At 72.6% G+C, this 10,597-nt stretch carries 10 protein-coding genes and 1 pseudogene; 6 read left to right on the top strand and 5 right to left on the bottom strand.

Translation table 11 applies throughout. The features are described 5' to 3' along the window. Window position 1 precedes the first annotated feature (1 nt). Both AB0K10_RS20785 and AB0K10_RS20790 read left to right on the top strand, forming a co-directional pair. The gene (locus AB0K10_RS20785; RefSeq protein ID WP_363685727.1) at window positions 2–1,156 is read left to right on the top strand and encodes an aminotransferase class I/II-fold pyridoxal phosphate-dependent enzyme; all 1,155 of its coding nucleotides are present in this window, start codon (window positions 2–4) and stop codon (window positions 1,154–1,156) included. A gap of 8 nt (window positions 1,157–1,164) precedes the next feature. Continuing rightward, window positions 1,165–2,388, top strand: coding sequence for a benzoate/H(+) symporter BenE family transporter (locus AB0K10_RS20790; RefSeq protein WP_363685729.1), 1,224 nt, complete (start codon window positions 1,165–1,167; stop codon window positions 2,386–2,388). 52 nt (window positions 2,389–2,440) lie between these two features. On the opposite strand, the gene AB0K10_RS20795 is transcribed toward AB0K10_RS20790, so the two are convergent. Together AB0K10_RS20795 and AB0K10_RS20800 are read right to left on the bottom strand one after the other, a co-directional pair. Then, window positions 2,441–3,412 (bottom strand): LysR family transcriptional regulator, encoded by a 972-nt coding sequence (locus tag AB0K10_RS20795; RefSeq protein ID WP_363685731.1) that lies wholly within the window; start codon window positions 3,410–3,412, stop codon window positions 2,441–2,443. Window positions 3,413–3,498: 86 nt separating this feature from the next. Beyond that, window positions 3,499–4,107: a hemerythrin domain-containing protein gene (locus AB0K10_RS20800; protein WP_363685733.1), complete on the bottom strand. Its 609-nt coding sequence runs from the start codon at window positions 4,105–4,107 to the stop codon at window positions 3,499–3,501. 174 nt (window positions 4,108–4,281) lie between these two features. Between AB0K10_RS20800 and AB0K10_RS20805 the strand changes: the two genes are divergently transcribed. Together AB0K10_RS20805 and AB0K10_RS20810 are read left to right on the top strand one after the other, a co-directional pair. Further along, window positions 4,282–5,610: a M20/M25/M40 family metallo-hydrolase gene (locus AB0K10_RS20805; protein ID WP_363685735.1), complete on the top strand. Its 1,329-nt coding sequence runs from the start codon at window positions 4,282–4,284 to the stop codon at window positions 5,608–5,610. Window positions 5,611–5,640: 30 nt separating this feature from the next. Continuing rightward, the gene (locus AB0K10_RS20810) at window positions 5,641–6,300 is read left to right on the top strand and encodes a hypothetical protein (RefSeq protein ID WP_266241932.1); all 660 of its coding nucleotides are present in this window, start codon (window positions 5,641–5,643) and stop codon (window positions 6,298–6,300) included. A 93-nt stretch (window positions 6,301–6,393) separates the two neighbouring features. Here the strand turns inward: AB0K10_RS20810 and AB0K10_RS20815 are convergent, their stop codons facing one another. Next, window positions 6,394–6,585 (bottom strand): DUF5703 family protein, encoded by a 192-nt coding sequence (locus AB0K10_RS20815; protein WP_039906151.1) that lies wholly within the window; start codon window positions 6,583–6,585, stop codon window positions 6,394–6,396. A 162-nt stretch (window positions 6,586–6,747) separates the two neighbouring features. Continuing rightward, window positions 6,748–7,719: an aldo/keto reductase gene (locus AB0K10_RS20820; RefSeq protein WP_357490191.1), complete on the bottom strand. Its 972-nt coding sequence runs from the start codon at window positions 7,717–7,719 to the stop codon at window positions 6,748–6,750. A 187-nt stretch (window positions 7,720–7,906) separates the two neighbouring features. Between AB0K10_RS20820 and AB0K10_RS20825 the strand changes: the two genes are divergently transcribed. Then, on the top strand, window positions 7,907–8,959 hold the full coding sequence (locus AB0K10_RS20825; RefSeq protein WP_363685737.1) for an LLM class F420-dependent oxidoreductase: 1,053 nt from the start codon (window positions 7,907–7,909) through the stop codon (window positions 8,957–8,959). Beyond that, window positions 8,956–9,792: an undecaprenyl-diphosphate phosphatase gene (locus tag AB0K10_RS20830; protein WP_007459784.1), complete on the top strand. Its 837-nt coding sequence runs from the start codon at window positions 8,956–8,958 to the stop codon at window positions 9,790–9,792. The genes AB0K10_RS20825 and AB0K10_RS20830 overlap by 4 nt, the downstream gene beginning before the upstream one ends. A 574-nt stretch (window positions 9,793–10,366) precedes the next feature. Here AB0K10_RS20830 and AB0K10_RS20835 read toward each other — a convergent pair. Beyond that, window positions 10,367–10,597: pseudogene (locus tag AB0K10_RS20835) on the bottom strand (hypothetical protein); the annotation flags it as partial.

Raw genomic sequence — 10,597 nt, forward strand, 5'->3', positions numbered from 1 at the left:
CATGTCGCTGTCCCCTGACACCCTGGTGGCTCGGGCGCTCGGTGGGCGCGCGTCCGACACCGGCGCCTTTCCGGCGCCCGTCTCGTTGGGCGTCACGTACGTTCGGGACGCCGACTACCGGCTGCCCGCCGCGATGGCCTACCAGCGCGACCAGGGCAGCCCCGGCTTCGCCCAGGTCGAGCGGCTTCTCGCCGAACTCGAACACGGGACCGACGCGCTGCTGATGTCGTCCGGGATGGCCGCCTGCACCGCGGTGTTCCAGGCGCTGCCGGCCGGCTCGCGGGTGGTCGTCCCGCAGGTCATGTACTTCGGACTGACGAAGTGGCTGCGGACCTTCGGCGTCGACCAGGGCCTCGACGTCGTCGAGGTGCCGACCGGTGACCTCGACGCGATAGGCGTGGCGCTGCGGGCGGCGCCGACCGCGCTGCTGTGGATCGAGACGCCGGCCAACCCGACCTGGGCGGTGACCGACGTGGCCGCCGCGGCCGACCTGGCCGCCGCGGCGGGTGCCGTGCTCGCCGTCGACAACACGGTGCCCACCCCGGTGCACACCAACCCGTTGCGACTGGGGGCCGGCATCGTCATGCACTCCTGCACGAAATACCTGAACGGTCACGACGACGTGGTGGCCGGCGCGCTGGTCACCGACGGGTCGGTGCCCGAACTGTGGTCGCGGATCCAGTTGCAGCGCCAGCTCGCCGGGCAGGTGCCGGGCAGCCTCGAGGCGTACCTGCTGCAACGCGGGATGCGGACGCTCACCGTACGGATGCGCGCCATCTCGCAGTCGGCGTCGGCCTTCGCGGAACACTTCAGCGAGCACCCCGCGGTCGAGCGGGTCGCCTATCCGGGCCTGGCCTCGGATCCGGGCCACAAGGTCGCGCAGAGCCAGATGACCGGCGGCTACAGTGGCATGCTCTCGGTGTTCCTGCGCGGGGGCCGCGAGGTCGCTCTGGAGACCGCCAAGGCCACCGAGCTGTTCCTGCCGGCCACGTCGCTCGGCGGCACCGCCAGCCTGATCGAGCACCGGTTCACCTTCGAGGGACCGGGCAGCCGATCCCCGGAGAACATGGTGCGGATCTCGATCGGCCTGGAGGACACGGCCGAGCTGATCGCCGATCTCGATCAGGCGATAAGCCGGGCACGGACGGTAGCGTGACCAGCACTATGCAGAAACTTCCACTCTCTGCGGTCGTGGCCGGTCTGATCGCGGTCCTCGTCTCGTACTCCGGACCCTTCGTCGTCGTGCTGGCCGCCGCCCGGGCGGCCGGCCTGTCCGAGGCGCAGACCACCTCCTGGGTCTGGGCGATCTCCATCGGCAGCGGCCTGACCTGTCTGGTGCTCAGCGTGCTCACCAAACAGCCGGTGATCACCGCCTGGTCGACCCCGGGCGCGGCGCTGCTGGTCGGCTCGCTCGGGGCGTACCACTACTCGGACGCTATCGGCGCGTTCCTCTTCGCCGCGCTCGGCATGACGATCATCGGCCTGTCCGGCCTGTTCGGGCGGATGCTGGCGAAGGTGCCGACAGGCATCATCTCGGCGATGCTCGCCGGCATCCTGCTGCCGTTCGCGCTCGGCGCCTTCCAAGCCCTGCCCAAGGCGCCCGCGATCGTGCTCGCCGTGCTGGTGGCGTACTTCATCGGCCGCCGCCTGCTCGCCCGGTACGCCGTCCTGCTGGCCCTGCTGGCCGGCACCGTGGTCGCGGCGCTCAGCCACGACCTGCACCTGGGCGGTGCGCGCTTCGCCGTCGCGGTGCCGCACCTCACCGTGCCGACCTGGGACCTGTCCGCCCTGGTCGGCATCGGCCTGCCCCTGCTGGTCGTCACGATGGCCTCGCAGAACGCGCCGGGCCTGGCCGTGCTGCGTGCCTCCGGCTACACCCCGAACGACCGGTTGCTCCTGACCGGCACCGGTCTGGCGTCGGTGCTGCTCGCTCCGTTCGGCAGCCACGGCATCAACCTGGCCGCCATCACCGCGGCCATCTGCACCGGCGAGGAGTCGCACCCCAACCCCCGCAAACGATGGGTGGCCGGCGCCGCCTGCGGGGTGTTCTACCTGATCTGCGGGCTGCTGGGCACCGGGTTGGTGCAGTTCTTCACGGCACTGCCCAAGCCGCTGGTCGCCGTGGTCGCCGGGGTCGCCCTCTTCGGGGCGCTGCTCGGCGGCCTGGCCGGGGCGCTGGACGACGTACCGGCCCGTGAGGGCGCATTGGTCACGCTGGCCGCCACGGCGTCGGGCATGACTGTCGCGGGCATCGGGTCGGCGTTCTGGGGCCTGATCGGCGGCGTCGGAGTCCACCTGGTGCTGACCCTGTGGCGACGGAGGCCTCCGGCCACGCCGTCGCCCGCGGTCGAGCCCGCACCCGCACAGGAGCCGGTCGGTTCGAGGTGAGCCGAGCGCCCGGGTCGGCCGGGGCCCGGGCGCCGACGGTGGCCTGACCGACTCAGACCCCGCTGGGCTGCCGGACGCCGAAGCCCGGATTGCGCACCAGCCAGTCCAGGTAGGTGGGGTGCGGGGCCAGCGAATCGGTGTACGCCGCCTTCGCCGTCGCCAGCAGCAGCTCCGCGTCAGCGGCGGCGGGCGAGTCCGGGTGCCAGCCCAGCAACAGCCGCCAGCGCAGCGGGACACCGGCCAGTCGCCGGGTGACCAGGCCGGCGACCGGGCGGAACGTCGCCTGGCAGAGGGCCACCGCCACGCCCGCCTCCACCAGGTCGACGCAGCCGCGGATGTCGGTCTCGTACACCTTGCGGGGGGTGAAGCCGGCACGGGCGCACGCGGCGGCGAAACAGTCGCCGAAGCAGCCGTCGCCCGGCGCGGCCACCCACTGCTCGTGACCCAGGTCCGCCAGGCGCACCTCGGCGCGCTCCGCCAGCGGGTGGGTCTCCGGCAGCAGCACCAGCACCGGGTCGATGGCCACCTCGCGCCAGCTCAGCCCGAACGCGGCCGACGGGGTGGCGTCGCCGCACACGCCGGTGAGGGCGAAGTCCAACCGCCCGCCGGCCACCAACTGCGCCAGCTCGTCCACCGACCACGAGGCGTACGTGGTGATCTGCGCCGGTGGCTGCTCGGCTGCCAGCCGATGCACCAACCGGCCCAGGATCGGGCTGTTCACCCCGCCGAGGCGGTAACAGCGGGGCGCCGCCCCCGCGCCGGCGAGCCGTGCCGCCTCGTCCTGCAGGCCCTTCATCGCCGGCAGCAGCACCCGGGCACGGGCGAGCACCAGCTCACCGAGCGCCGTGGGCCGGGCGCCGCGCCGATCCCTGTCGAACAGCGGCCCGCCCAGCGTCCGCTCGATCCGCTGGAGCTGCGCGGTGAGCGCCGGCTGGGCGAGCCCCAGCGCCGACGCCGCCTTGGTCACACTCCCTGTCTCCGCGATCGCGCAGACCACCCGCAGGTGTCGCAGCTCCAGATTCATACGGTGACGGTAGGACTACGCCGCAGCCTGCGGAAGAGGCCGAGCGGATCGGTGAGATTGAATGCATCGTGCGGTGTGGCACACCCTCAGTCGCGTGGAGGCTCCGGCAGGTCCGCCAGGTACGTCGGCCGCCGCGTCACCGCGTCGCGGACCTTGTCCACCACACCCACCGCCGGCTCCACGATCCGGTTCCACGGCGGCGTCGCCGGGGTTCCCGGGTGCGGCCGGGTCGGCGCGGCCTCCTCGGCGATCTCCAACCGGTTGCCCAGCCGGATCAGCTCCTCCGAGGTGGCCACCGCGCTCAACTCGGCCACCAGCGCGCCCACCCCGTCGACGTGGCGGCGGACCCGCTCCGCGACGTCGGTAAGGGTCTCGTCGGACAGCCCCTTCAGGGCGGCCAGCAGCGCGACGTCGGCGTCGATCTCCGCGTCCACCCGGCCGGACTCCGCAGGCAGCGCCGCCCGCACCGCCGGCAGCAGGTACTGCTCCTCGGCGGAGAGGTGCCGCGACAGCGCGGCGGTGAGCACCGCGAGCCCCTCCTGCGGCGTGGCGTCCGGACCGGTCAGCTGGTCCACGAGAGCCAGCAGCTGCCGATGTTCGCGGTCCACTATGTCGGCGACGCTGCGGCCGCCGGGCCGGTAACCCGCCTCGGGCGCGGGCGCGGGCGGCAACGGGGGCAGGGGGACGGCGGACATTGTGCCCTCCTCGACTGGCGGGCGGAAGCGCCGGCAGGGGATGTGCGGTCGCGAGCGGCGGTACCCGAACCCGGACGCCGCGAAACCGGCAGGCGGATCCGCGGACCTGGATGCCCGGCCCCGTCACGCCGGTGCGCCGGCCCGCCGGTCACCCCGGGCTGGTATGAAGGGGCGATGACGAGCGACGCCGCCTCTGCCCGACCGGACCCCACCGCGGAGGTCGTGGACCTCTGCCGCGACCTGCTGCGCATCGACACCACCAACACGGGGGACAACGACACAAGCGTCGGTGAGCGCCGCGCGGCCGAGTACGTGGCCGAGAAACTCGCCGAGGTGGGCGTCGACTCGGTCCTGCACGAGTCCGCCCCCGGCCGGGCCAACGTGGTGGCCCGCATCCCCGGCGCCGACCCCAGTCGTGGCGCGCTGCTGCTGCACGGCCACCTGGACGTGGTGCCCGCCGACGCCGACGAGTGGTCCGTGCACCCGTTCTCCGGCGAAGAGCGCGACGGCTACCTGTGGGGCCGCGGCGCCATCGACATGAAGGACTTCGACGCGATGGTGCTCGCCGTGGTGCGGCACTGGCAGCGCACCGGCGTACGGCCCCCGCGCGACATCGTGCTCGCGTACACCGCCGACGAGGAGGCGGGCAGCGACTACGGCGCGCGTTTCCTGGTGGAGAACCACCGCGACCTCTTCGACGGCTGCACCGAGGCGATCGGCGAGGTCGGCGGCTTCTCCTACTCGGTCAACGACAGCCAGCGGCTCTACCTCATCGAGACCGCCGAGAAGGGCATCGACTGGCTGCGCCTGCACGCCAAGGGTCGCCCCGGGCACGGGTCGATGGTGCACGACGACAACGCGGTCACCGCCCTCGCCGAGGCCGTGGCCCGCATCGGCAGGCACCGCTTCCCGGTGGTGGTCACCGACACCGTCCGGGCGTTCCTCGAGGAGGTCTCCGACCTGCTCGGCATCGAGCTGGACCCGAACGACCCCGAGACGGCCATCGCCAAGCTCGGCCCGATCGCCAACATCATCGGGGCGACCATCCGGAACACGGCCAACCCGACCCGGCTGGGCGCCGGCTACAAGGACAACGTCATCCCCGGCCGCGCCACCGCCACCATCGACTGCCGCAGCCTGCCCGGCCAGTCCGAGCTGCTGGAGCGGCAGCTGCGCGAGCTGGTCGGCCCGGACATCGCCATCGAGTACATCCAGCGGCAGCCCGCGCTGGAGACCACCTTCGACGGCGACCTGGTCGAGGCCATGTCGGCGGCGCTGCGCGCCGAGGACCCGGGCGCCCGGCCGGTGCCGTACATGCTCTCCGGCGGCACCGACGCCAAGGCGTTCTCCCAGCTCGGCATCCGCTGCTTCGGGTTCGCGCCGCTGCGGCTGCCCGCCGACCTGAACTTCTCCGCGTTGTTCCACGGCATCGACGAGCGCGTTCCGGTCGACGGACTACAGTTCGGCGTGCGGGTTCTCGACCGGTTCCTCCGCAGCTGCTAGCCGTTTTCCATCGTGAAGGGACTGCCCCACATGACCGACCAGCACGGTGAGCTGGACGCCGCTCTCGAGCGGGTGATCGAAGCGGCCCGCCACCACCTGGCCGCCGTACGCGCCGCGCAGGGCCGCGTCGACGACGACGACGTCTGGCAGGCGTACGTGGCGTTGAACAACGCGTCCTTCGCCTACGACGAGCAACTGCTCGACGCCTTCGGTGAGGTGACGCCGTGGGACGTCGACTCGATCGACCCGGACGAGGCCGACGAGCGCTTCGGCGGCGAGGGCGCCGAGGCCAGCGACCCCCACCCGCGGGTGATCTCGGTGCGTCAACGCCGCGACTATCGGGTGCCGAGCATCTCGGCGCTGCTGCGGGCGGCCGAGGCGGCCCGGCGCGAGGGCACCCCGGAGGACGACGAGCCGGCGCCGGTGGAGGGTGTCGGCGAGGCGGTGCTGGAGCTGCTGCAGAGCGGCGACGGCTCGCTCGGCGCGCTGGACGTTCCCGAGCTGGAGCCCCTCGACGGGGTGGTCATGGTCAGCGAGGTGGGCACACCTGTGGACCTGGAGTCGTTCGACGACGACGACGCCGTCGGCCCGTTCCAGCCGGCGAGCGACGACCGGCTCGTCGGTCGACTCGACGAGCATCCGTTCCTGGAGCTCGACGACGACCACGACCACGCCGGGCACCAGCACTAGAGCCGACGTCCTGGCACCAGGCGATGCGAGCCCGGGGCCCGAACCGTTCGCGGTTCGGGCCCCGGGCGTGTCACCGCCCGTCCCGGCCCGGCGTCAGTACGACAGGCCCGGCTGCGGCTGGTTGACCCGCCGACGGCGCAGCATGACCTGCCGCGTGCCGTCGCGGAACAGCCGCACCCGTGCCAACTCCCATCCGGAGAACTCCGCCTGGATCGCCAACTGCGCCGCGGCGGTCAACCGGTCGACGTTCGGCGGCAGCCGCAGTGGCGCGTACTCGTAGTCCATGCCCCCATGCTGCCCAGCCCAGCGGCCGTTCGCCACCCCCTCCGGGGTGACCAACGCCGCTGCCGTGCGTGGTTCCTGCCGCATCGGGCGCCCACGGGTGGTCTCCGCCGCGCGCAGCCGCCCGCGAATCCGGGAAGCGCCGCTCCGGTGAGCGTGCGCGGGTCAGCCGTCGCGCTCCGGATAGCCGATGGGCACCGACGAGACGTCGTCCAACGCGGTGGTGATCTCCTCGGGCAGTGTGATCCGCTCCACCTGCAACGCGCCGAGCAGCTGCCCGACGGTCCGGGCGCCGAGGATCGGCGCGGTCACCCCCGGCCGGTCCCGGATCCACGCCAGCGCCACCTCCAGCGGCGACACCCCGAGGCCGCCGGCCGCGGTCGCCACCGCCTCCACGATGCTGGAGCAGCGCGGCTCCAGGTACGTGGAGACGAACCGCTCGAAGTGCGGCGAGGCGGCCCGCGAGTCCGCCGGCCGGCCGTGCCGGTACTTGCCGGTGAGCACGCCCCGACCCAGCGGCGACCACGGCAGCACCCCGAGGCCCAGCGCGTCGCACGCCGGCAGCACCTCCCGCTCGACGCCCCGCTCCAGCAGCGAGTACTCCACCTGGGCGGCGACCACCGGCGCCCGGCCCGGCCAGGCGGTCTGCCAGGCGGCGGCCCGCGCGGTCTGCCAGCCGGAGAAGTTCGACACCCCCACGTAGCGGACCTTCCCGCTGGCCACCGCGTGGTCCAACGCCGCGAGGGTCTCCTCCAGGGGGGTGTCCGGGTCGTACCCGTGCACCTGGAACAGGTCGACGTGGTCCGTGCCGAGCCGGCGCAGCGACGCCTCGAGGGTGCGCAGCAGGTGGCCCCGGGAGCCGTCGCGACGCCTGCCGCTGCCCGGCCGCAACCCGGCCTTGGTGGCGATCAACAGCTCGTCGCGCGGTACGAGGGTGCCCAGCAGCGACCCGATCACCGACTCGGCGTCGCCGTCGCCGTACACGTCGGCGGTGTCGATCAGATTGCCGCCCGCGTCCAGGTAACTCTTCAGCTGGGCGGCCGCATCGTCGGCGTCGGTGTCCCGGCCCCAGGTCATGGTGCCGAGCGCGAGCCGCGAAACCGCCAGCCCGCTTCGGCCGAGCGGTCGCTGTTGCATGGGTGAACCTTATTTCGAACCCGCCGCCACGGATATCCTCGCTCCCGTCATCTCTGCCGGTTCTGCCGGTTCTGCCTCCGGCGGGCACCGCGACGGACGGGGGATCATTGGCGGTGAGCCGGTGATCGGGTCCGTTTTCGGCATTGCGTAACCTGGTGCGACCTGTGCCACGGATGGGGGAGGACCAGTGCGACTCGGGCTCAACCTTGGATACCAGACGGCGTGGAGCACACCCGCCGACCACCTGGCGCTGGCCCAGGAGGCGGATCGTCTCGGCTACTCGGTGGTGTGGGCGGCAGAGGCGTACGGCTCCGACTCGCCCAGCATGCTCGCCTGGATGGCCGGCCAGACCGAACGGATCGACGTCGGCGCCGCGGTGATGCAGATCCCGGCGCGGACGCCGGCGGCCACCGCGATGACCGCCGCCACCATCGACGCGCTCTCCGGCGGCCGGTTCCGCCTCGGCCTGGGCGTCTCCGGCCCGCAGGTCTCCGAGGGCTGGCACGGTGTGCGGTTCGCCAAGCCCCTCGCCCGGACCCGCGAGTTCGTCGACATCGTCAAGCTGGCCATCGCCCGCAAGGAGGTGGCGTACGACGGCGAGCACTACACGCTGCCGCTGCCGGACGGTCCCGGCAAGGCCCTGCGGCTGGGCTTCCACCCGCCCCGCGAGCACATACCGATCTACCTGGCCGCGGTCGGCCCGAAGAACCTGGAGCTGGCCGGCGAGATCGCCGACGGCTGGCTCGCCGTGTTCTACGCCCCCGAGTTCGCCGACGAGCACCTCGCCGCCGTGACCGCCGGGCGGGCCAAAGCCGGCAAGGAACTGGCCGGCTTCGACGTGGTGCCCTCCGTGCCTGTCGTCATCGGCGACGACGTGGCGTCCTGCGCCGAGCTGGTGCGCTGGTACGCCGCGCTCTACGTCGGCGGCATGGGCAGCCGGACGCAGAACTTCTACAACCAGCTCGCCACCCGGATGGGTTACGGCGACGCCGCCCGCGAGGTGCAGGACCTGTACCTGGCCAAGCGGCAGCGCGACGCCGCCGCCGCGGTGCCGATGGAGTTCATCGACCGCACCTCACTGCTCGGCCCGAAGGAGCGCATCGCCGAACGCATGCGGGAGTACGCCGCCTCCGGCGTCACCACGCTGTCGGTGACCCTGTTCGTGGCCGACCGGGACAGCGGCGTGCAGACCCTGCGTACCGTCGCCGAGGCGCTCGACCTCTCCGGAGTCGGCGAGTGACCTGGATCGAGGCCATCGTCCTGGGCATCGTCCAGGGGCTGACCGAGTTCCTGCCGGTCAGCTCGTCGGGGCATCTGCGGATCACCTCGGCGATCTTCTTCGAGCGCGACGCCGGCGCGTCGTTCACCGCCGTCACCCAGCTCGGCACCGAGGCGGCGGTGCTGATCTACTTCGCGAAGGACATCTGGCGGATCACCCGTACCTGGCTGGTGGGGCTGCGCGACCGTTCGGTGCGCTCCAGCCTCGACTACCGGATGGGCTGGTACGTGATCGTCGGCTCGATCCCGATCGGGCTGTTCGGGTTCCTCTTCAAGGATCAGATCAAGACCGCCGGGCGCAACCTGTGGGTGGTGGCGACCACCCTGATCGTGTTCGCGTTCGTGTTGGCGTTCGCCGAGTACTGGGGCCGGCAGACGCGCACGCTGGAGAATTTCCGGATGAAGGACGGCATCGTGATGGGCTTCGCCCAGGCCATGGCGCTGGTCCCCGGGGTGTCCCGCTCCGGCGGTACGCTCACCGCCGGCCTGCTGCTCAACCTGACCCGGGAGGCGGCGGCGCGCTACTCGTTCCTGCTGGCCATCCCGGCGGTGGTGATGTCCGGCGTGTTCAGCCTCGGCGACGTCTTCGAACCGTCCGCCCCGGGCACGTCCGTCCCCACCGTGGCCCAGACGATCGTGGCCACCGCCATCGCCTTCGGCATCGGGTACGCGGCCATCGCCTGGCTGCTGCGCTACGTCGCCCACCACACCCTGTACGTCTTCGTGCTGTACCGGGTCGCGCTTGGCACCCTGGTCCTGGCCCTCCTGCTGACCGGCACGATCACCGCCACCTGACCCGCCCGGTCGCCCGCTCGGTCCGGTCGCCCGCTCGGTTCGGTCGGCCCGCTCGGTCGGTCGGCCCGCTCGGTTCGGTCGGCCCGCTCGGTTCGGTCGGCCCGCTCGGTTCGGTCGGCCCGCTCGGTTCGGTCGGTCCGGGCCCGGGGCCCGTCTGCCGAGATCTTGGACAGTTTCCGTTCGGCCTGAACGGAAACTGTCCAAGATCTGGAGCCAGACAACCTGAGCAAGTCAGGCCCGGACGAAACCAGGCCCGGGCGAAACCAGGCCCGGCCGGTACCGGGCCGGGGCGAAGCCGGGCCGGGGCGAAACCGGGCCGGGGCGAAACCGGGTCGGGGCGAGACCAGGCCGGGGCGAAGCCAGGCCGGGGCGAAGCCAGGCCGGGGCGAAGCCAGGCCGGGGCGAAGCCAGGCCGGGGCGAAGCCAGGCCGGGGCGAAGCCAGGCCCGGGCGAAACCAGGCCGGGGCGAAGCCGGGCCGGGGCGAAGCCGGGCCCGGGCGGGCGGGGCTGGATGCGCCGCTGGCCGGCACCCCGGGTTCGGGTGCCGGCCAGTCGGTTGGGATCGTGCGGTGGGTCAGCTGTTCCAGTGCTGGGCGACCAGGTCGGTGGCCTGCTGCTCCCACTGGGCGTACGCGTCCGGGTACGCCGACACCTGGACGGTCTGCGCGGCCTCGGTCAGCGGCATGTCCTGCCAACCATCAACCTGCTTGAGGCCCTTGAGGAACGCGGTCGTCGAGTACTCCGGGTTGGTGATCTGCTCCGGCGTACCCCAACCACTGGACGGGCGCTGCTGGAACAGACCCAG

Source organism: Micromonospora sp. NPDC049274, assembly GCF_040678875.1.
Lineage (GTDB): Bacteria > Actinomycetota > Actinomycetes > Mycobacteriales > Micromonosporaceae > Micromonospora.